Genomic DNA, 22,583 nt, shown 5'->3' on the forward strand with positions numbered 1-22,583 from the left:
AACATGGACACCATCGAGATCGGTGGGACCAAGCGTGCCCGTCGTGGGTACACCTTCGACGAGATTGCGATCGCTCCAAGTCGGCGCACCCGTGATCCGCAAGCGGTCTCCACCAACTGGCAGATCGACGCTTACCAGTTCAAATTGCCATTCCTCGCGGCGCCGATGGACTCCATCGTCAGCCCCAGCAGCGCTCAGAGTCTCAGCAACCTCGGCATGCTCGCCACCTTGAATGTCGAAGGCCTATGGGGTCGCTACGCGGATCCGCTGCCTTTGCTTCAGGAGATCTCCGAGCTGTCCGATGCCGATGTTGCTCTGCGCTTGCAGCAGATCTATGCCGCTGCCGCTGTTGATCCGGACCTTGTTGCAACGCGCGTCAAGGAACTCAAGGCTGCCGGCATCACCGTCGCTGTCGCGGTGAGCCCGCAGGCCACCGCGGTGTTGGCGCCACTGGTGTCGAAGTCGGGTGCCGACATCGTTGTGATTCGCGGCACCACAGTTTCTGCAGAGCACGTGACGCGCGATGAAGAGCCACTGAATCTCAAGCAGTTCATATACGAACTTGAATCACCGGTAATCGTGGGTGGTTGCGCTACCTACCAAGCAGCCCTGCACCTGATGCGCACGGGTGCGGCCGGAGTGCTTGTTGGCTTTGGTGGCGGCTCTGAATCCACGACTGCAGGCGTGCTGGGTGTGCGCGTACCTATGGCCAGCGCGATCGCCGAGATCGCGGCCGCTCGCCGCGACTACCTTGATGAGTCCGGTGGCCGCTATGTGCACGTCATTGCCGATGGCGGGCTGGGTCGCAGTGGAGACATCGTCAAAGCCTTTGCCTGCGGTGCAGATGCAGCAATGCTCAGTTCAGTGCTTGCCCGCGCAACGGATGCACCTGGTCAGGGTGCGCACTGGGGTGCAGAGGCCTGGCATGCGCAACTGCCACGGGGTCAGCGAAATGCGCTCGAGCAGGTCGGCACCTTCGAAGAGATCCTGCACGGACCCTCGCGTCGCGCCGACGGAACCATGAACATTGCAGGTGCTTTGCGCAAGGCGATGGCAACAACGGGCTACAGCGAACTCAAGGAGTTCCAGCGCGTTGAGATGGTCATCGGCGGCTCGTAGCAGCCATGACCGATCTCGATCCGCTACCCGAAACCGAGGTCGCTGCAGCGCCACCTTCGTACATCTGGTGGGCTATCGCGGCAACCGCCTTCTGCTTTGCACCATTGGGGCTGGTGGCGATCTGGTTCGGCTATCGCACCCTGCGCGCTATAGAACATGACGACGCTGACAAAGCGCGCCGATCAAGTCGACTGGCTCGCCGTTGGCTGATGATCACAGTGATCCTGGGTTTCATCATCAATCTGGCCTTGTTGGTCATCTTCGGCCTGATGGGCGCGTTCAGCACTTGAGTTTGCGATATCACCTGACAGGTAAAGTCTCCCTGTGAGCAGCCAGCCAACCGTCCTTGTTGTTGATTTCGGCGCTCAATATGCCCAGCTCATTGCCCGCCGCGTTCGCGAGGGACAGGTCTACTCCGAGATCGTCCCCTTCACCATCACCGCCGCCGAAGTGGCCGCAAAGAACCCAGCAGCCGTCGTGCTCAGCGGTGGCCCGTCGAGTGTCTATGACGATGGTGCCCCCCAACTTGATCCCGGCATCCTTGAACTTGGCATTCCAGTCTTTGGCATCTGCTACGGCTTCCAGGCGATGGCGCAAGCCCTCGGAGGCAAGGTGGCTAACACCGGTGGTCGCGAGTACGGGCGCACCCAACTTGAAGTGAGTCAACGAGGCACGCTCTTTGCCGGGCTCCCCAGTTCGCAGCAGGTGTGGATGTCACATGGTGACGGCGTCACGCATGCGCCCGCGGGGTTCACCGTCACCGCCAGTACTCCGGGTGCACCGGTCGCCGCCTTCGAGGACGTTGAACGAAAGCTCGCGGGAGTGCAGTTCCACCCTGAAGTGCTGCACAGCGAGCAGGGCCAGGCGATTCTGGTGAACTTTCTTCGAGACATCGCTCAACTGCCGCCCACGTGGACGATGTCCAATGTCATCGACGAGCAAGTCGCACTGATCCGCGCGAAGGTCGGCACGGGACGAGTGATCTGTGGACTCTCCGGTGGTGTTGATTCAGCAGTGGCGGCGGCTTTGGTGCAAAAGGCAGTAGGAGATCAACTGACCTGCGTATTCGTTGACCATGGACTCCTTCGCAAGGGTGAAGCCGAGCAGGTCGAGCGCGACTACGTGGCGGCAACGGGCATCAAGCTCGTTGTCGTTGATGCGCAGGAGCAGTTCCTGCAGCATCTGGATGGCATCACTGACCCAGAGCAGAAGCGCAAGATTATCGGTCGCGAGTTCATTCGGGTATTCGAAGCAGCAGAGCTTGATGTGATCGAACAAGCCGGAGCTTCGGGCGAGAAGGTCGAGTTTCTCGTGCAGGGCACTCTCTACCCTGATGTTGTCGAGTCCGGTGGAGGCGCGGGTACTGCCAGCATCAAGAGTCATCACAATGTCGGCGGACTCCCCGAGGATCTGCAGTTCTCATTGATTGAGCCGCTGCGCACGTTGTTCAAGGACGAAGTGCGGCAGGTGGGTCTGGACCTGGGCCTGCCGCCAGAGATCGTCTGGCGTCACCCATTCCCCGGACCGGGCTTGGCGATTCGCATTGTGGGCTCGATCAATGCCGAGCGCCTGGAGATCCTGCGCGAAGCCGATGCGATTGCCCGCGAGGAACTCACTGCTGCCGGCCTTGATCGCGAGGTCTGGCAGTTCCCAGTGGTGTTGCTCGCTGACGTGCGCTCGGTTGGCGTGCAAGGAGATGGACGCACATATGGGCACCCGATCGTGCTGCGACCGGTCTCCAGCGAGGATGCCATGACTGCCGACTGGTCACGCTTGCCGTACGAAGTCCTGGAGAAGATCTCCACCCGTATCACCAACGAAGTCCCACAGATCAATCGCGTCGTACTTGATCTGACGAGCAAGCCACCGGGCACCATCGAATGGGAGTGAACTGAGTCATGGAATTTCTTTTCAATCTGCTCGTCGTCCTGCACTTCATTGGCCTGGCCAGCCTGCTCGGCGGGTTCATCGTGCAGATGTCCTCGTCAAGCAAGGGCGTCAATCCGGCGATGCTCCATGGCGCCCTGACCCAATTGGTGACCGGCGTGCTGCTGGTCGGCATTGTTGAGTCAGATCAGCTGACCGATGAAGGTCCGCTGAACATGACGAAGATCTCGGTGAAGCTCGGCATCGTGCTTGTGATCACCGCGCTGGCCTTCATTGGTCGCAAGCGTCAGCCACCGCAGGTGGCACTGTGGGCAGTCATTGGCGCGCTCACCTTGGTCAACGTGGTGCTTGCAGTTTTCTGGACTTAAGCCCTTAGTTTTCCGTGGGTAGTGAGGGTTACATTGTCCGTATGCGTATTTCCAAGAAGTTTGCCGTTGGCGCCGCCACCCTTGCACTCATCGCTTCAGGAATAGCTCCGGCGGCTCACGCCGCGGACGTCGTGGTGCCTGGAGCGGAGTACTCCCTTGGCCTTGCTCCTGAAGTGACAGGCTCGCCAGGAGTAGCCGCGGCCTACATCCGGCTATGGGACATGGGCATGGCTTGGCGCGACATCAATCCCTCGCCGGGAGTCTTCACCTTCACCGTCATGGATCAGCGCATAGCCCAAGCCGAGGCTGCCGGGGCCAAGCCGCTGGTAGTGCTGGGCCTTACGCCTACTTGGGCGGCCGCGAATCCAAGTGCGGGTGATCCCCGTTGGGGGGCTGGCACGGCCTCGGCACCATCGAACCCGGACACCTACACCGCATACGTCACAGCGATCATGCAGCGCTATGGCGCGCGCATCGGCGCAGTCGAAGTATGGAACGAAGCCAACCTGCAGACCTTCTGGACGGGTACGCCCGCCGAGATGGCTGATCTCACTGCCCGCGCATACAAGGCGATTAAATCGATCAGCCCCAATACTCAGGTAATTGCAGCTTCCACGACCACTCGTCTGGCAAGTTCGGTCGCCACCTTCTTTGCTCCCTATGCCGCAGCGCTGAAATCGGCTGGCTACCCCTTTGATGCTTGGACCATTCACACCTACCCGGCCGGAAATCAGGGCCCCGCGGATCGCTATCAGGATGTGCTCGAATGGCGTGGAGTGTTGATTGAGGCGACCCAGAATGATCAGGCCGCCCTCAACAAGCAGGTCTGGGACACCGAGGTCAACTACGGTCTTGCCGGTCCGGGCCCAACGCCGCATTCAGACTTCGACGCCAACACCAGCGGCCAGTTCGTCGCTCGCACCTTCGTGGATTCAGTTCGACTCGGTATCGATGCCACCTTCTGGTACATGTGGACCGCCACTTCGTACTCACTGCTTGGTGTGCAGATGTTCAATGGCACCACAACGACCATCGGGGCGTACAACACCACGCGCGCGTGGCTCAGTGGCGCAACCCTGAAGGGCTGCGATGATCTCAATGGAGTCATCCGCTGCTACTTCACAGGCAGCGGCGGCGCCTTCTACTTGGCGATGTCTGCGAACGATGGAGCCGCCAGCCTCACCAAGCCACCGACGGCAACGGCCGAGAACTGGCTGGGCCAGCCCGTCAACACCAGTGGTCCGGTCAGTTTGGCCAGTGGTCCGGTGAAGTTCACCTGCCTGCCTGCTGATACCGCACAGTGCACCCTCGGGGCAACGCCCAATGCTGCTGCCGTGCCACTGCCTGGTTCTGGTCCAGCGATCACTCGTACCATCACCATCAAGGTGGCCAAGGGCTCAGTGAACGGCAAGCCCGGATTGGTCATCACAGGCCAGAGCACAGGCATGCCCGGTGAGATCGTGACCTCGTTCTGGAAGCAGGGCGCGCAGAAGAAGTTCACGGCCGGCAACAAGGCGACCGTGCAGGCTGACGGCAGCTTCACGGTGGGCAAGGTCACCAAGGGTGCTGGCTCGGCCTATGTCACAAACTTCGGGGTGAAGTCGAACACCGCGTCGAGTTGAGTCAGGCTTTGGGATAGGCGAAGGCACTCCACGAGCCCTCGACTGCTCCTTCGACTACCACCTTGCGACTGTGCAGGCGCCATCCGCCATCGGGCGTGCGCCTGAGCCAGTCCTCCCACTGACCCCAATGGTCGATGCCCTGGCTGGTGATCGCCAGGAAGTAGGTGGTCGCGTTCGCCTTGTCGATGCCAGCGCTCTGCGAGGAGTGGCTGGTCACGTGATGACGCAGTGATGCCGAACGTGGCTCTCCTGCAACGCCAGCATGAAATTCTCGCAGGAGAGTTCGGAGCGCATCGTGACCCTTGGCTTCGCGACCGTCGGGCAGTTCCAGACTGCCTTCGGCGGTGTAGAGCCGAACGACGTCGGTTCCCTTACCGAGATCACCCATGACGGGGTAACGCGCGATCAGATGCTGAATGTCTGCTGCGTCGGTATTCATTCGCGCAGTCTGGCATCTGTGTGCCGTTGGCGGAATGTCTGTGCGCAAAAGCCTTCTCAGGGAATCAGCACTTTCTTGAAAGCCTCGGCAAGCCTTCCTTCCGGCAAACCGCCAGCTGCCGCTGCAGCAGTGAGCCATCCACGAATGAAGCCCGAGAGGTCCTCGTGGTGAGCTGTTTGACTCGCATGCGCTTTGAGCGCATCGATCTTGTGATCGAAGAAGTCAGTGACGTCAACAAAGAAGTCAGGATCTGGCGAGGCCATCACCCAGACCTCGGGCACCGTCCACGCCTCCAGGCCTTCGTCGTTGTACAAGGAGACATGCGCGAACTGATTGCGGGCGTCTGGGTAGATGGCATACATCGAGGCTTCACCTGTTGCCAGGTGATCTGGATGCGATGCGGGGATGCGGGCCCAGTTGCGCTCGGGGGACTGGATGATCATCATGTTTGGGCGTACCTGGCGAATGACCCGGCTCAGATCTCTTCGCAGATCGTGGGTGACCGTGAGTTCGCCGTCGATATAGCCAAGAAAGCGCACATCGGTTACTCCGACAACCGCGCCGGCAGTTCGTTGCTCCTCCTGGCGGATTCGGGGAATCTCCGAGCGAGGAACAGCCGGATCAAAGCCGCCAGCATCGCCGGAGGTGACGATGCAGTAGGTGACCTCGGTGCCGGCGGCAACCAGACTCGCGACTGTGCCCGCGGCACCAAAATCGACGTCATCTGGGTGAGCTGTCACCACAAGAGCCCGCTTGAAGGCTTGAGTCATGGATCTCCAGTCTCCCTGTGATCCCGATCACAGGATAAATTCACTCCGTGAGCACCTGCCACAGTCGTCACTTTGGCCTCATCCGTGACAACATGAGCGCGTGCTTCCCCGCCACGGGCGATTTGCCCTGCCCAAACGACGCCGTCGTCTGGGCAGACATGTCGCACTGACCGGGCTGCTGGCAGGCACGTTACTCGCTTCCATCCTCCCTGCTGCGCAGGCAGCCGATTCGGGCTGGACCCCCTCAAACTGGACAGGCGTGGTGGCTGGGGCTCCCGTGCCCGGCACCGGCCTGCCCCCGGCGGCCGTGCCAGCGCTGCCGGTAGCTGTCCCACCGCAGGTGGACATTGCTCCGACCTATGAAGGTCAGATGGTGTGTGATCCGAGCATCAAGCCTGGTGCGCAGCGGGTCGTGGACCTCATCCGCGCAACCTACGGGGCCGCGCAACAGGCCTACGTTCCCCGCGGCTGCGATGTCGGCGCGCAAAGTGAGCACAAGGAAGGTCGAGCAATCGACTGGATGGTCAGCGTTCGAAATGCTCAGGACCGAGCCAACGCTGAGACCTTCCTGAACTGGCTCCTGGCCACCGATGCCAACGGAGTGCCATATGCCAATGCGATGCGCATGGGCGTGATGTACATCGGTTGGAATGACCGCATCTGGCGTGGCTATGACCCGGCCCGCGGTTGGTCAGAACTCAAGGGTTGCTTCGCCAGACCGGCCCCGGGCTCAGACAACACCTGCCACCGCAATCACATCCACATCTCGTTGACCTGGGATGGCGCTGCAGGCATCACGTCAATGTGGACAGGCAATCCGATCGTTGCTCCCTACTGCCCACGCGTGACCTCAGGTGCGAGCACCAAGTACCCGGATGCCCGCGGCGAGCTGATCCCGGTAGGCGCAGTGCGCGTGCTGGATACGCGAGCAACGATTGGCGTGCCGATTCGCTGCCGACTTGAGCAGGATCGATGGACGGGCGACTCGCATCGCATCTTCCCCAAGATCACCGGAGTTGGTGGAATCCCGGCTACCAACGTCGGATCGGTTCGCGTTCGGGTGACGGCACAAGGCTCCAATGTGAAGTCCACAATCCGCGTGTGGTCCCCAGGCCAGTCCACCAGCCAGCCGGTGGTTGAAGTGGGGATGAATGCCGATGCAAGCGGTGAGGCCACCGTCCCGGTCTCAACTGACGGCACCATCGCCCTTGCCACCTCGCAGGGTGCAACCGACCTCGTCGTTGAAGTACTGGGCTACTACCGGGCCGATGCCACTGGTTCGGCAACCCAGCTGCCAACCGGACCAGTCGGCAGTGTTCCTGCCCCGACTGCCACTCCAGAGAAGCCACCTGCGCAGACCGTGACCCCAGCCAGCCCGCCACCGCTTGAACCAGAACCCAGTGACTTCCACCCAGTTGGCTCGGTTGTGGGGTACGAGACGGTCACCGATGGGCCGATCCAGGCAGGTGAGTCGCGCACGGTGAGCTTGGCTGGGCTGCCGGCCGAAGCGCGGAGCGCCGTGGTCTTCGTGACGGCCAAGGATGCCTCCAAGAAGGGCTTTGTTCGCATAGGACGAAGCGCCGGCGCTGATTCGGCCCAGTTGAAGTTCCCGAAGTCGGCCATGAAGAAGTCAGTGATGATCGTCCCGGTCAGCGGCAGTTCGGTCGTCATGAGCTCATCACCGAGTTCGGTGGTGCAGTTGCGCGTTGAAGTCCTCGGATACGGCACCAGTGAGAGTCCGCCGACGGTCATTGCCTTGTCACCCAAGGTCATCTTCTCGGGCAAAATCGATCCCGCAGCTCCGCTGAGTTACAAGATGTCCAAGCAGTTTGGCCTGCCCGGCATGAAGAAGCTCAAGGCAGTCCTGCTGCGCGTGCAGACCAAGAAGGCAACACAGGACGGCACCCTGGCCATCTATGCATCCAATGGTGCGCCACCAGGCACCCGCTCAGCGCCGGTGATGGCGAACAAGAAATATGCAGCGATCATCTTGGCTCCGGTAGGTCCAGATGGCCGCGTACAGGTGAGCTCAACGGTGGCTTCCAAGTTCGTCACGAGCCTGGTCGGCTTCGTCAAATAGGCCGCTCTGAGCAGACCTCTACGATGCTTCGGTGACCCCAGCTGAACTCCTGCTCGCGGACCTCAACGAGGCCCAGAGGGCAGCGGTTGAGCATCGTGGCTCACCATTGCTGATCGTGGCCGGCGCCGGCTCAGGCAAGACCCGAGTGCTCACCCGACGCATCGCCCATCTGCTTGCCAGCGGCGATGCGCGCCCGGGCGAGATCCTGGCCATCACCTTCACCAACAAAGCTGCTGGTGAGATGAAAGAGCGAGTGGCTGAACTTGTAGGCGCCAGTGCTCGCGCGATGTGGGTCTCCACCTTCCACAGTGCGTGCGTTCGGATTCTGCGCAGCGAGTCCAAGCGCTTGGGCATCGCCAGCAGCTTCACCATTTACGATCAGGCCGATTCTCTGCGCCTGATGAGCATGGTGATTCGCGACCTCGACCTTGATCCCAAGCGCTTCACCCCGCGCAGTTTTCTCGCCCAGGTCTCCAACCTGAAGAATGAGTTGATCGACGAGGAGACCTTCGCCTCGCGCGCGGCAAATCCGACTGAAGAGGCCTTGGCGGGGGCCTATCGCGGTTATCAAGAGCGACTGCGACGGGCAAATGCCTTCGATTTCGACGATCTCATTGGCAGCACTGTGGCAGTACTGCAGTTGTTCCCAGATGTTGCTGAGCACTATCGCCGCCGATTCCGCCACATCATGGTTGACGAATATCAGGACACCAACCACGCGCAGTATCAACTTGTCAAAGAACTCGTTGGTCACGACACCGAGCAGTTGAAGGCCGGGGAGCTGTGTGTCGTCGGTGACGCCGATCAGTCGATCTATGCCTTCCGTGGTGCGACCATCCGCAATATCGAGGAGTTTGAGCGCGACTACCCGAATGCGCGCACGATCCTGCTTGAGCAGAACTACCGCTCCACGCAAACGATTCTCACTGCCGCCAATGCGGTCATCGCGCGCAATGAGCGACGGCGAGCAAAGAATCTGTGGACTGACTCTGGCCAAGGCGAGCAGATCGTTGCCTATGTCGCTGACGACGAGCACGACGAAGCCAGATTCATCTCCACTGAGATCGACACCCTCAGCGACAACGCGGGCATCAAGCCAAGTGATGTTGCGGTGTTCTACCGCACCAACGCGCAGTCGCGTTCAATTGAAGATGTCTTCATTCGCGTTGGCATGCCGTACAAGGTTGTTGGTGGTGTGCGCTTCTACGAGCGTCGTGAAGTCCGCGATGCCATTGCGTACTTGCGAGCTCTTGCCAATCCCGAAGACGATGTCTCGCTGCGCCGCATCTTGAATGTCCCCAAGCGCGGTATCGGCGATCGCGCTGAAGCCATGGTCGAGGCCTTTGCCCAGCGTGAGCGCATCTCCTTCTGGGCGGCCCTTGAGCGCGCTCAAGAGGCACCGGGCATGGCCACTCGTTCGCTGACCATGATCGCGCCCTTCGTCACCATGATGAACGACTTGCGCACGCTCATCGAGTCCGGCGCTGACCCGGCAACGGTGCTGCAAGCAGTGCTCGAGCAGTCCGGTTACGTTGCTGAGCTTTCGGCATCAAGTGATCCGCAGGATGAAGGCCGCCTGGAAAACCTCGCCGAGCTTGAGTCGGTGGCCCAGGAGTTCAGTGACGACAGCCCTGAGGGCACGCTCATTGATCTGCTTGAGCGGATCGCGCTGGTGGCCGATGCCGATCAGATCCCCGACAACGAAGGCGGGGTCGTCACATTGATGACACTGCACACCGCCAAGGGTCTTGAGTTCCCGGTCGTGTTTCTGACTGGCCTTGAAGATGGGGTCTTCCCGCATATGCGATCGCTCAGTGATCCCAAGGAGCTGGAAGAGGAACGACGCCTTGCCTACGTCGGCATCACCCGCGCGCGCGAGCGGCTGTACCTCAGCCGATCGATGATGCGCTCGGCCTGGGGAGCACCGGCATACAACCCGCCTTCGCGATTCTTTGACGAAATCCCCGAGGGGGCACTTGATTGGCGTCGCGAGGAGCCAGCGCGCCAGGCATTCGTGCCATCGGTCTCGCGCAACAGCAGTGCCCTTCGGCTGGGTGATCGAGTGGTCAATCCGGGGCCGGCCATCAACTTGTCCGCTGGTGATCGCGTCACCCACAGCAAGTTCGGGCTGGGCACGGTGGTCAGCACCGCCGGTTCTGGCGACAAGGCCGATGCCACCATCGACTTCGGCTCAGCAGGAGTCAAGAGGCTGTTGCTGCGCTACGCACCGGTGGAGAAGCTCTAGAGACGCGCAGCGCTCAACAGGATTCAGAGAGCTTCACTGCGCTGAGCGTCACGAAATCGGCTATGGAGACGGGGGTGCCAGGCACCGGCTGCTGGGAGCACACCTTCCAGTTGGAATCCAGCAGTTGCATGCGCCCTAAGCCGGTGGCGTCGACTTGATCCATGAGGTAACTGCCCTTGGACTGCAGGAGATCTTGAGCATCCTGAAGCACCATCCCGACCACATTGGGCATGGCGAACGTGTCGCTCAACTCCGTCTCAGGTGCAGGTTCAGCAAGACTGGGTTCTTGGGTACTCGGTGTTGGCGAAAGCAACGCAGGATCACTTGGCAGTGGGGATGGCTCGGCAGGTGCCGTGACTGCGCATGAACGGTCCACGACGAGACGCACGCTCGCCAGTGCCTCGCCGGCTGATGGAGCCTGTTGGCACACCGTCCAGTTCGACTCATCTATGACACCAAAGGTCCCACCACCGACGATCTCGATCGCTTCCTTGTCCACGCCCGCTGCTGCCAGATCGCTGTAGGCCAGATCAAGTCGCTGACCCTGGACGTTCGGCATGAAAGCGGCGGTTGAACTGCTGCACGCCGCTACAAGCAGCAAGGCGATGGAGCTGAGGACAAGTCCAGAGCGGATGTTCATGGAACCCCCGATGTGATTGCCACGCTGTGGCCGCAATTGTTGGGCGAGGCTAGCAGTGAGCACGACGATCCACGCCTCGCTCTCGAGTTGCGTGGGCAGCGCCGTCGAATCGCCTCGGTCTTGGTGATCCGGCCGCCCGCGTCACCTTCACGCAGTCCGCCGGGCCAGCTCTGTTTCATCTGGCACCTGGAACTGCACGACACCGTTCGTCTGATTGATCTCGTGCGAGTGACCAGCGCACGCACTCAAGCCGAGCTTGGACAGAACCCGGCCTTTGCTGACCAATGTCGGGCTCGCCAACTGTCGGGGACTCGCTATCCGACTGTGCGAGCGAAGACTGGAATGAACACTGCAGTGCTCGTGCCGCATGTGGTGCAGCATCTCCGGCGTACCGAGAGCTACGCCGCACATTGGGAAGGGCGGGACCTGCAGTGGAGTTAGATCAAGTGACGAGCTGAAGCCCAACGTGTGAGTTCGTGTCGATCAGACAACTGCAACTTGCGCAGCACGGCCGACACATGTGTTTCCACAGTCTTGATCGACAGCACCAGTTCACGCGCTACTTCGCGATAGGTGTAGCCGCGGGCTATCAAGCGCATCACCTCGGCTTCACGCGGTGTGAGTCGGTCAAGTTCTTCATCGCTTTCTGCCTGCCCGCCGGCAAAAGCATCGAGGACAAAGCCAGCGAGGCGGGGCGAGAACACGGCGTCGCCCTCGGCAATGCGCTGCACGGCGGATATCAGCTCGGCACCACTGATCGCTTTGGTGACATAGCCACGAGCGCCCCCGCGCACAACATCCACAACATCGTCGGCGGCCTCGCTTACCGAAAGCGCGAGAAAACGGGTGGCTGGCACTTGATCGGCGCAGGCATCCAGCACCGCACGACCACCACCTCCCGGCAGGTGCACGTCGAGCAATACAACATCGGGCTTGGTTCGCAGGATGACAGCAATGGCATCAGGTGCATCGGCAGCTTCGCCGACGATGTCGAAGTTTGCGCCGATCTCGGTGCGCACCCCCGCGCGGACCATGGCGTGATCATCGACAAGCACGATGCGCAAGGCATTGCCCGTCATGAGACGTCAGTTCGGCTCAGTGGCATACGCAGCAGGATCTCAGTACCGGCTCCTAGTTCGCTGGTCACCTTCGCGCTGCCGCCCGCGCGTTCAACACGTCCCAGAATCGATTCACGAAGCCCGTGGCGGTCAGCAGAGACTGCCGACACATCGAAGCCTGGGCCTCGATCGCGAACGTACAACTCGACATGGTCGTCGGAGAATTCGGCGAATACCGAAGCTGAACCCCCGCCGTGCTGAGCTGCGTTGATCATCGCCTCGCGCGCAGCGGCGAGCAGGGCTGTCAGTGCAGGGTCGATGGGAGCGTCGCCCACGACGACGACTTCGAGTGTTGCGGAGTAGGTCTCTTCTACTTCTGAGGCATCGCGTTGCAGTCTCGCTTTGAAGGTTCTTGTGGGGTCACCCGTTGGTGCGTAGAGCCATGCGCGCAATGCGCGCTCCTCGGCTCGGGCCAGTCGATTGACCTCGCGCGGATCCGCTGCGCTGCGCTGAATGAGGGTGAGGGTCTGCAGCACCGAGTCGTGCACATGAGCCGCAATGTCCGCCCGCTCCTCTGAGCGAATCAGCGCTCGACGCTGCTGGTCCTGGTTCCTCCAAAGCCGATGGATCCATGGAAACAGGACGATTGAAATGCCGGCAATGAGCAACACCGCTGTGCCCAGTGCCTGGCCGGCTTGACTAAGACTCGTACGACTGATCAGTACGCCAACAAGACCCAGGACCACGAGCACGGTTCCCACGCTGAGACGAAGCATCCGCGCGCGTGAGGAAGGTCCGGCGGTGGTGCGTGCTGCACGGACTGCCGTCGCTGACCATTCAGCGCGTTGATCATCGTCTGATTGCTGCCAGATGATGGCCGCGCCGATGATGGCGATGGCTATCGGCAGCAGGGCACCCATCGCGAAGCCAACTCCGGCGGCTGCGAGAAAGAGCACGATGCCAATGAGTACGGCCCCCAGTGCAAGAAGGCGCGTGAGGTCGGTGCCGCGATTGGCGTTCGGCTCTTCATCAGTAGGCGCAAGTGGCAGCACTGCCCACAATGCGGCATACAGGGCCAGTCCGACGCCGCCGAACAAGGTGAGCACGATGAATCCAATGCGCATCCACTGCACGCTCAAGCCAAGATGGTCAGCCAGGCCTCGAGCAACGCCGGCTACAACACGGCCAGAACTGGCGCGCATCGCGCGGGTGGACAGCTGCCGCGTGCTCATGTGCCGATCATCCCGCGATTGCATCAAGGCGCGCATCAGGGAGCGACCCTGAGCCCATCTCAGGGTCGGAGATCCATTGGTCCAGACAGAGCAGTGGCGGGCACCCGAGGGCACCCGCCACTGTCGTGTTCAGTTATGACTAGCCGCCGAAGATGACCTTGCCGGTTGTGGTGTCGATGTACTTGCCACCACAGGTTGCCTTGGCATCAGGAACCATTTCAGTGCCCTTGGCGATGGTGTACCAACCGCAGGTGATCGGGTTGCCATTGGGCATGACGCCCCCTGGAACGAAGGAGACCTTGGCCGGAAGCAAGCCGGCTCCGTCGTAGTTGTTGACCTTGCGCAGGTTGGCGATGAAGGACTCACGAGTCGGGCACTTGCCGGCGACCTTCAGGCCCTTGATGAACAAGTCTGCGCTGAGGTAGCCCACCGGACCAGCTGGTGCGTAGGGGTTCTGGCCAGCGGCCTTCATTGCGTTGGCGAAGGTCTTGACGGCACGCACATTCACGCCGATCGGCACTGGGCCGTAGGTCGCACCGAGTGCACCTTCAAGTGCGCCGCCGGAGGTCTTGAGCACTGCTGGGTCGGTCAAACCGGCCACAACGAAGGACTTCAACGTGACGCCCTGCTGCTTGAGAGCCTGGGCAATCGAGATCCCGCCATCGATGAAGCCGGAGTAGTTGACTGCGTCAGCGCCGGAGGCCTTGATGCGCAGTGCCTCTGAGGTGGCATCGTGAGCGCCAAACGGCGAGTCAGCGATTCTCAGGACTGTGGTGATGCCCGGAACGTAGGGAACCACGTTGGCAAGAGCGTTCTGGCCCGCAGTCGCGCCAGCGCTTGCATGGTTGATGATCGCCAATTTCGTGCCGCCCATCTGCTTCATCTTCTCCACGATGCCGGTGGATGCGATGGCCGGATTGGAGCCCGTGGTGACGCCAGTGATGCCGAAGGCATTGAGGTCAGTACCGAAGGCTGGGTTGTTGAATCCAGCGATCGGCATGTTGGCTTCCTTCAGCGTCGGGTACATCGACACTGTGCTGGTGGCAGTGGTCAGACCGAAGACGTTCTCGCCAATTGCCTTCTGGGCAACGGAGACCTGGGTGCTGGGGTTGGTGGCATCGTCGTAGATGTTCAGCTTGATCTTGCGCCCGTTGACGCCGCCCTTGGCGTTCTCTTGGTCAAAGCGCAGTTGAGCGCCTTCGGATGCACCAATGAAGGTGGTGGCAGCTGCGCCAGTCTTGGAGCCGATCCAACCAACGGAGATGCCAGTTGGCGTGACACCGGGAGTAGCCGGACATGAGGCATTGCTCGTGGCCTTGGTCGGGGTCGGTGTGGGTGCTGCGATCGAGCTGGTGGCGGTGAAGCCCAGTAGCAAGGATGCGCTGGCACCGACAACAATCGCTGCCTTTCCGCGCACATTTCGAGTTGAAAGCACTAGATCCTCCAGTGGTGGCGTCAACCGCACTCTGCGGTGATGGACGCATCACTATGGAATGCCGTCGGAGATCCAGATATAAGCTGTCTGTGATCGTTGCTCTTTTGTTATGTAGTTTCGTCTCAAACAGGACAAATAGCCGTGCAGTGCAAGCGCATCAGCAACTCCTGCACATGCAAGTGGCGGGCACCCGAGGGCACCCGCCACATGTCATGTGGAGTTGCGACTAGCTGCCGAACACAACCTTGCCGGTTGTGGTGTCGATGTACTTGCCACCACAGGTTGCCTTGGCATCCGGCACCAGGTCATTGCCCTTTGCGATGGTGTACCAGCCGCAGGTGATCGGGTTGCCATTGGGGAACAGGCCGCCTGGAACGAAGGAGACCTTGGCTGGGATCAGCCCGGCTCCGTCGTAGTTGTTGACCTTGCGCAGGTTGGCGATGAACGACTCACGAGTCGGGCACTTGCCGGCGACCTTCAGGCCCTTGATGAACAAATCTGCGCTGAGGTAGCCCACCGGACCGGCCGGTGCGTAGGGGTTCAGGCCAGCGGCCTTCATTGCGTTGGCGAAGGTCTTGACCGCGCGCACGTTCACGCCGATCGGCACTGGGCCGTAGGTCTGACCAAGTGCGCCTTCAAGGGCGCCGCCGGAGGTCTTGAGCACTGCTGGGTCAGTCAGGCCGGCAACTGCGAAGGACTTCAACGTGACGCCCTGCTGCTTGAGAGCCTGGGCCAGCGAGATGCCGCCATCGATGAAGCCGGAGTAGTTGACTGCGTCAGCGCCGGAGTTCTTGATGCGCAGTGCCTCTGAGGTTGCGTCATGCGCACCCATTGGCGAGTCTGCGATGCGCAGCACTGTGCTCATGCCAGGCACGTATGGCACAACGCTGGCGAGTGCGTTCTGTGACGCGGTTGCGCCAGCACTTGCATGGTTGATGATCGCGAGCTTGGTTGCACCCATCTGCTTCATCTTTTCAAGTACGCCAGTGGACGCAAGTGTCGGATTTGAGCCGGTCGTCACACCAGTGATGCCGAAGGCATTGAGGTCGGTGCCAAATGCCGCGTTGGTGAAACCAACAATCGGGACGTTGGCGCTCTTCAGCGTGGGGTACATCGACACCGTGCTGGTCGCGCTGGTCAGGCCGAAGACGTTCTCGCCAATGGCCTTCTGAGCAACCGAGACCTGGGAACTGGGGTTGGTGGCATCGTCGTAGACCTTGAAGGAGATCTTGCGTCCGTTGACGCCGCCCTTGGCGTTCTCCTGGTCAAAGCGCAGCTGGGCACCTTCGGATGCACCGATGAAGGTGGTGGCAGCCGGTCCGGTCTTGGAGCCGACCCAGCCGACGCTGATGCCGGTTGGGGTGACGCCAGTGGCTGGTGCACAGGCAGAGTTCGCCTTGGCGGCGCTTGGCGCGGGTGTTGGGGCAGCTGTTGCGCTGTTGGCAGTGAAGCCCAAGAGCAACGATGCGCTTGCACCGACAGCGAAGACTGTCGATCGGCGCGCATTTCGATTTGAAAGCACTGAATCCTCCAGTAGTGGCATCACCGCACTGTGCGGCGACGGAGACGTGCACTATGGAATGGCTTCCGATAAGAAAAGGGCGAAGTGTCCTATTGTTGCTATTTCGTTACTAAATATCGTACGAAAACCGATATATCAGGCGTCAGACGAAAGAGAACAGCGGCGGCTGTCCGAAGACACCCGCCGCCGACATTCTGGTAGCACGACTAGCTGAGCACAACCTTGCCTGTTGCAGTGTCGATGTACTTGCCACCACAGGTTGGCTTGGCGTCTGGGATCAGCTCGGCGCCCTTGGCGACGGTGAACCAGTTGCACAGGATCGGGTTGCCGTTGGGCGTGATGCCCTTGGGGACGAACGAGACCTTGCCAGGAAGCATGCCGGCACCGTCGTAGCTGTTGACCTTGCGCAGGTTGCTGATGAACGACTCACGCGTCGGGCACTTGCCAGCGACCTTCAGACCCTTGATGAACAGGTCAGCACCGACGTAGCCCAGTGGGGCTGCTGGCGAGTAGGGGTTCAGGCCAGCAGCCTTCATCGCGGACGCGAAGGTCTTGACCGAGCGGACGTTCACACCGACTGGCGCGGTTCCGTAGGTCTGACCAAGTGCGCCATCGAGTGCGCCGTTGGCGTTCTTCAGGAAGGCCGGATCAGAGAGACCGGCAACAGCGAATGACTTGAGCGTGACGCCCTGCTGCTTGAGGGCCTGGGCCAGTGAGATGCCGCCATCGATGAAGCCGGAGTAGTTGACTGCGTCAGCACCGGAGTTCTTGATGCGCAAGGCCTCTGAGGTCGCATCGTGTGCGCCCATCGGTGAGTCAGCGATGCGCAGCACCATCGTCATGCCACCAATGTCAGGGACCAGGTTGGCAAGAGCGTTCTGGCCGGCAGCCGCGCTTGCGCTGGCGTGGTTGATGATGGCGATCTTGGTCGCACCCATCTGCTTCATCTTCTCCAACACCAAGGTGGGAGCGAGTGCCGGGTTGAATCCGGTGGTCGCGCCAGCGTCACCGAAGGCGTTGATGTCGGTGCCGAATGCTGGGTTGGAGAAACCAGTGATCGGGATGCCCGCTGCCTTCAGCGTGGGGTACATCGACACGGTGCTGGTGGTGGAGGTCAGGCCGAAGACGTTCTCGCCGATTGCCTTTTGCGCCTGAGAGACCTGGCTGCTGGGGTTGGTCTGATCGTCGTAGATCTTCAGCGTGAGCTTGCGTCCGTTGACGCCGCCCTTGGCGTTCTCCTGGTCGATGCGCAACTGCGCACCCTCGGATGCACCGATGAAGGTGGTGGCGGCTGGTCCGGTCTTGGAGCCGATCCATCCAATGGTGATGCCGGTTGGCGTCACACCTGGGGTGGCTGGGCACGAGGCGTTGGTTGGCGCCTTGCTTGGCGCGGGTGTTGGGGCAGCTGTGGCGCTGTTAGCAGCAAGCGCGACGAGCAACGATGCGCTTGCCCCGACAGCAATGACTGTCGAGCGACGCGCATTTCGATTTGAAAGCACTGATTCCTCCAGTGGTGGCATCAACCGCACTCTGCGGCGACGGAGGAGCCCACTATGGAGGGTGTTTGGGTACGGAAAGTACCGATATGTCCGATTGTTACCAATTCGTTATTATTTGGTGGGTCATCTCCACTTAGCGAATCGCTGCCACCCTTGGCGGCTGGGAAAGATCAGGGACGAGTCAGGGTGTCTCCCCGATGCGCACAGGGGATCGAAGCCAGCAATCTGGGTGCATGACAGAACAGACGAATCAGAACCAAGGCGAGCCGTCAGGTCGTCCCACCACAACTGCGCCGCCGCCCGTCGAGGCACCTCTGCGCGCCCCCTTGCGCCGCAGCCGACAGGACAAGGTGCTCGGTGGCGTCGCCTCCGGCTTTGGTCGATGGCTCGGCATTGACCCAGTGGTCGTGCGCGTCGTGCTGGTGGTGCTTGCCATCTTCGGCGGCAGCGGCATCCTGCTGTACGGCATCGGCTGGCTGTTCATTCCGCTTGAAGGCGAGCCGCAGAGCCCGGTCGAGCAGTTCATTGATCGTCAACGCACGGACGATGAGCGCGCCAAGATTCCGCCGCTGTTGATCATCCCCGCGGTGATCATCGGGGTCATCGTGCTGGGGAGCCTGGTCATTGCCGGCCCTTGGGGCGGCTGGTGGAGCTCAGGTGGCTGGCTGCTGCTACTGGCGTCCGGTGGCATCGTGATCTGGCTGATGAATCGCCAGCCGACTCACCAAGACCAAACGCAATCCAGCACCACCGGATTTGCGCATGGCGGCGCTGGCGACTACCCCACATACGTGGCGCCTTTGCCCGCCCCGACTGCGCCGCGACCACCGCGACCACGCTCGTATCTAGGTACGGCGACGTTGAGTCTGGCGATCATCGTGGTCGGAGTGCTGTCAGCGCTCTCGATTGCCGACGTGGTCACGATCCAGCCGGTGGCGATCATGGCGGTTGGGCTTGGGGTGCTTGGTCTGGGTCTGCTTATTGGCACCTTCTTCGGACGAGCCTTGTGGCTGCTTGCCATAGCGATTCCGCTTGCTGTCGTCACGCTGCTCGCTTCGGTGGTGCCGACCAACCTGACCCTTGGTGATGGTGTGGGTGAGCGAACCTGGCGCCCGGTCACCATCGCGCAAGTGTCGGTGCCCTATCGCCTGACTTTGGGTGAGGCGACTTTGGATCTCACGCAACTGCGAGCACCTGCTGATGCGACAGCGGTCGTACCCATCAATGCATATTTGGGCGTCGGAGATCTTCGCGTGATCCTGCCTGCCGACATGAACGTTGAACTGGATGCCAGCGTCGGGCTGGGTGAACTCAAGGCTGTCGGCTTTCCCGTGATCCAGGGCAGGGACAACCAGCTGGTCACCACATTCCCGGCTATGACTGTGCAACCGGCGCCAACTGTCCACGTCGTCGCAACCATGTCGATCGGAACCATGGAGGTCTCCCGTGCGTAAGCATCCGACGGATTTCGTCTCGCTCATCTTCGGGCTCATCACCATTGGCACGGCGATTTCAGTGCTGATCTATCGCTACACCGATGTCGATCTTGATCTGCGATTCGCGATCCCACTTGCCTTCGTCACTCTTGGAGTGCTGGGTCTGTTGGGTTCGGTTGTCGCGCAGCGACGATCGAATCGCCGAGCACTCGCCGAGCAACCAGGCGCAGAAGTCAGCAGCTAGACCTTGCGGCTGGCCCGGCGCAGGTACATGTCAGCATCGGCTTGCCGCACCAACTCATCGAAACTGTCGACTGCGGGATCAATCGTTGCCCAGCCGAAAGTCACAGTTCCTGGCCACGTGCTGGCGGGGATCGTGATTTCGGCCAGATGCTCACGGATCCGCTGTGTGAGGACGTCTACATTCCAGCGGCTGCCGATGCCCAGGATGAGGAACTCATCGCCGCCCCAACGGCAGGTGAAGTCACCCGTACGTACCGAACTTTGGATCGCCGCGGCAGTGGCCTTGATGACTTCATCGCCAAGGTGGTGACCGTATCGATCGTTCACCTGCTTCAGGCCATCGATATCCACGAACATGGCCGTGATCATCACCTGGCCCCGAACTGCTAAGCCAAACGCCTGGCTGATTCGGGCATCCAGTCCGCGTCGATTGAGCATTCCCGTGAGTGGATCCTCAGTGGCAAGTGCAGCGTGCATGGCCAGGGCCTTGGCCAGCGCGTCGACCCCGCGGATTCGGAGTGCGAGCAGCACCGCGCTGATGAGCAGCGCGGCAATCGTGGCAACAATCCAGTCGATACTTGCAGTTGAATCAAGACTCAACGACACCCAGACGCAGCCAATCAGCATTGGTACCGCAGCGGCTGTGGCCGCCCGGAAATCCATGGCAATCGGCCCGTATGCCGCGATTGCGAAAAGCGAATACAGCAGTCCGGTGTCCGAGAAGTGTGCGTACTGCTGCATCAGCAGCGCCCCAACCAACACCGTTGCTAAGCCGGCGCTGATCCACGGCACCCATGCGGCTGGCATCCACGACTGTCCGAGCAAGGGTGCGGCGATCGCCATCAGCAGCGCCGCGACAAAGATCGGGACGTTTTCTTGGAAGCTCGTACCTTCCCCTGCGCCAGTACCCAGAACGGAGTTCAGCGTGGCTAGCCCCAATGCGAGAATCGCGACCGATGCAGCAATCCAGGGCGCTTCATGCTTGGCTGTCTGCTGGCGGAAGGTGCGGCGTTCCACTGGAGTGAGCACCACTCCATCAAGGTCGCTCGGAGAGAACAGCATCGCCGAAGCGTCGCGTGGCGACCGGGTTTCTGAACGATCCACAAGGGCAGCGTAGACGCCGACCCCCGACTTAGCGAGAAGTCGTCTTGGAGTACTTGCGAATCGAGATGGTCGCGAAGATCGCGATGAGCACCACGCAGGAGATGATCGTGTAGAGCTCTGGATGTTGCAGCGGCCAGTAATCCGGCTGGATTCCAGTGGGATTTCCGAACAGTTCGCGGGCGGACAGCACCACTGTGGACACCGGGTTCCACGCCGCAACTGTCTGCAGGAAGGTGGGCAGGGAGGTGAGTGGCACAAAGGCGTTGGAGATGAAGGTGACGGGGAACAGCCACACCAGTCCGGCAGTGCTTGCCGTCTCGACGTTTGGCATCACCAAGCCGATGCTCGCACCGATCCACGAGACGGTGTAGGCGAACAGCAGCAGCAAGCAGTAGGCCCAGACGGCATTCCAGAATCCACCGTTGATGCGCCAGCCGACCAACAGGCCGGTAAGGCTCAGCACGGCGAGTACCAGAATCTGGCGCGCTGCATCGGCAAAGGTGCGTCCGATCAATACCGCTCCGTTGGCCATCGGCAGTGAGCGGAAGCGATCGATCAAGCCGGTCGACATCGCCTCGGCCATGCCCACAGTGCTTGCTGCGGCAGCGAAAGCCACGGTCTGGCCGAAGATGCCAGGCATCAGGTAGTTGCGATAGATCTCCGCGGAGTTCTCAGAAGCCTCGCCGGCGCCCGGGATCGGGATCGCCCCGCCAAAGACGTAGGCGAACAGCAGCACGAACATGATCGGCTGCACGATGGAGAAGAACATGAGCTCTGGCACGCGCAAGGTCTGCACGAGGTCATAGCGCGAGACGGCCGCACCGTCGGTGATGTTCCAGCCGAGCAGTGGGCGCTTGCGCGTGGGCAAAGCAGAAGTCGGCACAACTGCTGTCATGAACGTGACCTCCCGCGTTTGGGTTTCTCGGCTGGCTTCTCTTCTTCGGCAACATGGCCGGTGAGGGACAAGAACACGTCATCCAGAGTCGGGCGGCGCAGCAAGAGATCGCTGACTTCAACACCCTGCGCGTCAAGGGCGCGCACGGCTTCAACCAGAACTGTTGATCCACCTGTGACGGGTGCTGAGATCTTGAGCTCGTCGACTTGTGCTTCGCCGCTGGCAACCGCGCGAATTGCGGCCAACGCATCATTGACGCGCGCCGGATCAACGATGGAGATCTCAATGCGATCGCCGCCGATCTGGTCCTTCAGCTCTTCCGCGCTGCCCTTGGCGATGACCAGACCGTGGTCGATGACCACGATCTGCTGGGCAAGCTGATCGGCTTCTTCCAGGTATTGGGTGGTGAGCAGCACGGTCGTGCCATTGGCGACGAGCTCGTTGATGACATCCCACATGCCAAGTCGTGAGCGCGGATCGAGGCCAGTGGTCGGCTCGTCCAGGAACAAGATGGAGGGCTGGGCGATCAGGCTGGACGCCAGATCCAGGCGTCTTCGCATGCCGCCGGAGTAGGTTTTCGCGGGTCGGTTGGCTGCCTCTGTGAGTTCAAATGACTCCAGCAGTTGGTCTGTGCGCTCTTTCACGTACTTCTTTGGCAGGTGATACAACGCACCGAACATCAGCAAGTTCTCTCGGCCGGTCAGGTACTCGTTGACGGCGGCTGCCTGGCCAGTCAGGCCGATCGCTTTGCGCACCTGCTCGGGCTGCTTGACCACGTCATAGCCAGCGATCTGAGCACGACCAGAGGTTGGGATCAGCAGGGTCGACAGGATTCGCACGACTGTGGTCTTGCCGGCTCCGTTTGGTCCAAGCAGGCCCACCACCTGCCCGCGCTCAACAGTCAGATCGATGCCGTTGAGGGCTTTGACTGAGCCGAATTCCTTGACCAGTCCCTCGGCAAGCACTGCTGCATCAGCCATGAACAGACC

Annotated in this window: 21 protein-coding genes; 10 read left to right on the forward strand and 11 right to left on the reverse strand. The window is 61.1% G+C overall.

The window, feature by feature from the left end; genetic code table 11:
- Positions 1-3: 3 nt before the first annotated feature.
- The 5 genes from Q8M73_04975 to Q8M73_04995 are packed head-to-tail and all read left to right on the forward strand — an operon-like array spanning position 4 to position 4,996.
- Positions 4-1,119 carry a GuaB3 family IMP dehydrogenase-related protein gene (locus tag Q8M73_04975; protein MDP2287899.1) on the forward strand — a complete coding sequence of 372 codons (1,116 nt, stop codon included), beginning with the start codon at positions 4-6 and terminating at the stop codon, positions 1,117-1,119.
- 5 nt (positions 1,120-1,124) lie between these two features.
- A complete protein-coding gene (locus tag Q8M73_04980) occupies positions 1,125-1,409 on the forward strand; it encodes a CD225/dispanin family protein (protein ID MDP2287900.1) in 285 nt (94 codons plus the stop codon).
- 34 nt (positions 1,410-1,443) lie between these two features.
- Positions 1,444-3,009 carry a glutamine-hydrolyzing GMP synthase gene (gene guaA / locus Q8M73_04985; protein MDP2287901.1) on the forward strand — a complete coding sequence of 522 codons (1,566 nt, stop codon included), beginning with the start codon at positions 1,444-1,446 and terminating at the stop codon, positions 3,007-3,009.
- 8 nt (positions 3,010-3,017) lie between these two features.
- Positions 3,018-3,374: a hypothetical protein gene (locus Q8M73_04990; protein MDP2287902.1), complete on the forward strand. Its 357-nt coding sequence runs from the start codon at positions 3,018-3,020 to the stop codon at positions 3,372-3,374.
- 41 nt (positions 3,375-3,415) lie between these two features.
- On the forward strand, positions 3,416-4,996 hold the full coding sequence (locus tag Q8M73_04995) for a glycosyl hydrolase 53 family protein (GenBank protein ID MDP2287903.1): 1,581 nt from the start codon (positions 3,416-3,418) through the stop codon (positions 4,994-4,996).
- Position 4,997: 1 nt separating this feature from the next.
- On the opposite strand, the gene Q8M73_05000 is transcribed toward Q8M73_04995, so the two are convergent.
- Entirely contained in the window at positions 4,998-5,435 is a 438-nt protein-coding gene (locus Q8M73_05000; GenBank protein ID MDP2287904.1) for a nuclear transport factor 2 family protein, read from the reverse strand.
- Between the two features lie 56 nt (positions 5,436-5,491).
- Positions 5,492-6,205 carry a PIG-L deacetylase family protein gene (locus Q8M73_05005; GenBank protein ID MDP2287905.1) on the reverse strand — a complete coding sequence of 238 codons (714 nt, stop codon included), beginning with the start codon at positions 6,203-6,205 and terminating at the stop codon, positions 5,492-5,494.
- Positions 6,206-6,305: 100 nt separating this feature from the next.
- On the opposite strand from Q8M73_05005, the gene Q8M73_05010 reads away from it, so the two are divergent.
- Entirely contained in the window at positions 6,306-8,285 is a 1,980-nt protein-coding gene (locus Q8M73_05010; protein ID MDP2287906.1) for a hypothetical protein, read from the forward strand.
- 31 nt (positions 8,286-8,316) lie between these two features.
- Entirely contained in the window at positions 8,317-10,530 is a 2,214-nt protein-coding gene (gene pcrA / locus Q8M73_05015) for a DNA helicase PcrA (GenBank protein ID MDP2287907.1), read from the forward strand.
- 13 nt (positions 10,531-10,543) lie between these two features.
- On the opposite strand, the gene Q8M73_05020 is transcribed toward pcrA, so the two are convergent.
- Positions 10,544-11,170 carry a PASTA domain-containing protein gene (locus Q8M73_05020; protein MDP2287908.1) on the reverse strand — a complete coding sequence of 209 codons (627 nt, stop codon included), beginning with the start codon at positions 11,168-11,170 and terminating at the stop codon, positions 10,544-10,546.
- Positions 11,171-11,182: 12 nt separating this feature from the next.
- Here Q8M73_05020 and Q8M73_05025 point away from each other — a divergent pair, with 12 nt between their 5' ends.
- Positions 11,183-11,611 (forward strand): hypothetical protein, encoded by a 429-nt coding sequence (locus tag Q8M73_05025; protein MDP2287909.1) that lies wholly within the window; start codon positions 11,183-11,185, stop codon positions 11,609-11,611.
- Here Q8M73_05025 and Q8M73_05030 read toward each other — a convergent pair.
- From Q8M73_05030 to Q8M73_05050, 5 genes are all read right to left on the reverse strand, one after another.
- Complete coding sequence (locus Q8M73_05030; protein ID MDP2287910.1) at positions 11,608-12,249, reverse strand: response regulator transcription factor; 642 nt, start codon at positions 12,247-12,249, stop codon at positions 11,608-11,610. The genes Q8M73_05025 and Q8M73_05030 overlap by 4 nt on opposite strands.
- Positions 12,246-13,460 (reverse strand): PspC domain-containing protein, encoded by a 1,215-nt coding sequence (locus Q8M73_05035; GenBank protein ID MDP2287911.1) that lies wholly within the window; start codon positions 13,458-13,460, stop codon positions 12,246-12,248. The genes Q8M73_05030 and Q8M73_05035 overlap by 4 nt, the downstream gene beginning before the upstream one ends.
- 139 nt (positions 13,461-13,599) lie before the next feature.
- Complete coding sequence (locus Q8M73_05040; GenBank protein MDP2287912.1) at positions 13,600-14,895, reverse strand: ABC transporter substrate-binding protein; 1,296 nt, start codon at positions 14,893-14,895, stop codon at positions 13,600-13,602.
- 226 nt (positions 14,896-15,121) lie between these two features.
- Positions 15,122-16,438 (reverse strand): ABC transporter substrate-binding protein, encoded by a 1,317-nt coding sequence (locus Q8M73_05045; GenBank protein MDP2287913.1) that lies wholly within the window; start codon positions 16,436-16,438, stop codon positions 15,122-15,124.
- A 185-nt stretch (positions 16,439-16,623) separates the two neighbouring features.
- Positions 16,624-17,937 (reverse strand): ABC transporter substrate-binding protein, encoded by a 1,314-nt coding sequence (locus Q8M73_05050; GenBank protein ID MDP2287914.1) that lies wholly within the window; start codon positions 17,935-17,937, stop codon positions 16,624-16,626.
- Between the two features lie 212 nt (positions 17,938-18,149).
- On the opposite strand from Q8M73_05050, the gene Q8M73_05055 reads away from it, so the two are divergent.
- Complete coding sequence (locus Q8M73_05055) at positions 18,150-19,370, forward strand: PspC domain-containing protein (protein MDP2287915.1); 1,221 nt, start codon at positions 18,150-18,152, stop codon at positions 19,368-19,370.
- Positions 19,363-19,596 (forward strand): hypothetical protein, encoded by a 234-nt coding sequence (locus tag Q8M73_05060; GenBank protein ID MDP2287916.1) that lies wholly within the window; start codon positions 19,363-19,365, stop codon positions 19,594-19,596. The genes Q8M73_05055 and Q8M73_05060 overlap by 8 nt, the downstream gene beginning before the upstream one ends.
- On the opposite strand, the gene Q8M73_05065 is transcribed toward Q8M73_05060, so the two are convergent.
- The 3 genes from Q8M73_05065 to Q8M73_05075 are packed head-to-tail and all read right to left on the reverse strand — an operon-like array spanning position 19,593 to position 22,574.
- Positions 19,593-20,699: a GGDEF domain-containing protein gene (locus Q8M73_05065; GenBank protein ID MDP2287917.1), complete on the reverse strand. Its 1,107-nt coding sequence runs from the start codon at positions 20,697-20,699 to the stop codon at positions 19,593-19,595. The two genes, Q8M73_05060 and Q8M73_05065, sit on opposite strands and share 4 nt — an antisense overlap.
- A gap of 28 nt (positions 20,700-20,727) precedes the next feature.
- On the reverse strand, positions 20,728-21,594 hold the full coding sequence (locus tag Q8M73_05070; GenBank protein MDP2287918.1) for an ABC transporter permease: 867 nt from the start codon (positions 21,592-21,594) through the stop codon (positions 20,728-20,730).
- Complete coding sequence (locus Q8M73_05075) at positions 21,591-22,574, reverse strand: ATP-binding cassette domain-containing protein (protein ID MDP2287919.1); 984 nt, start codon at positions 22,572-22,574, stop codon at positions 21,591-21,593. The genes Q8M73_05070 and Q8M73_05075 overlap by 4 nt, the downstream gene beginning before the upstream one ends.
- Between the last annotated feature and the right edge of the window lie 9 nt (positions 22,575-22,583).

It is taken from the genome of Actinomycetota bacterium, assembly GCA_030684515.1.
Taxonomy (GTDB): domain Bacteria; phylum Actinomycetota; class Actinomycetes; order S36-B12; family S36-B12; genus UBA11398.

What these genes read in the sequence shown, in the direction of transcription:
- Q8M73_04975 (MDP2287899.1), top strand. Translation starts at nt 4, where the DNA reads ATGGACACCATCGAGATCGGTGGGACCAAGCGTGCCCGTCGTGGGTAC.
- Q8M73_04980 (MDP2287900.1), top strand. Translation starts at nt 1,125, where the DNA reads ATGACCGATCTCGATCCGCTACCCGAAACCGAGGTCGCTGCAGCGCCA.
- Q8M73_04990 (MDP2287902.1), top strand. Translation starts at nt 3,018, where the DNA reads ATGGAATTTCTTTTCAATCTGCTCGTCGTCCTGCACTTCATTGGCCTG.
- Q8M73_04995 (MDP2287903.1), top strand. Translation starts at nt 3,416, where the DNA reads ATGCGTATTTCCAAGAAGTTTGCCGTTGGCGCCGCCACCCTTGCACTC.
- Q8M73_05000 (MDP2287904.1), bottom strand. Translation starts at nt 5,435, where the DNA reads ATGAATACCGACGCAGCAGACATTCAGCATCTGATCGCGCGTTACCCC.
- Q8M73_05005 (MDP2287905.1), bottom strand. Translation starts at nt 6,205, where the DNA reads ATGACTCAAGCCTTCAAGCGGGCTCTTGTGGTGACAGCTCACCCAGAT.
- Q8M73_05020 (MDP2287908.1), bottom strand. Translation starts at nt 11,170, where the DNA reads ATGAACATCCGCTCTGGACTTGTCCTCAGCTCCATCGCCTTGCTGCTT.
- Q8M73_05030 (MDP2287910.1), bottom strand. Translation starts at nt 12,249, where the DNA reads ATGACGGGCAATGCCTTGCGCATCGTGCTTGTCGATGATCACGCCATG.
- Q8M73_05035 (MDP2287911.1), bottom strand. Translation starts at nt 13,460, where the DNA reads ATGAGCACGCGGCAGCTGTCCACCCGCGCGATGCGCGCCAGTTCTGGC.
- Q8M73_05045 (MDP2287913.1), bottom strand. Translation starts at nt 16,438, where the DNA reads ATGCCACTACTGGAGGATTCAGTGCTTTCAAATCGAAATGCGCGCCGA.
- Q8M73_05050 (MDP2287914.1), bottom strand. Translation starts at nt 17,937, where the DNA reads ATGCCACCACTGGAGGAATCAGTGCTTTCAAATCGAAATGCGCGTCGC.
- Q8M73_05055 (MDP2287915.1), top strand. Translation starts at nt 18,150, where the DNA reads ATGACAGAACAGACGAATCAGAACCAAGGCGAGCCGTCAGGTCGTCCC.
- Q8M73_05070 (MDP2287918.1), bottom strand. Translation starts at nt 21,594, where the DNA reads ATGACAGCAGTTGTGCCGACTTCTGCTTTGCCCACGCGCAAGCGCCCA.
- Q8M73_05075 (MDP2287919.1), bottom strand. Translation starts at nt 22,574, where the DNA reads ATGGCTGATGCAGCAGTGCTTGCCGAGGGACTGGTCAAGGAATTCGGC.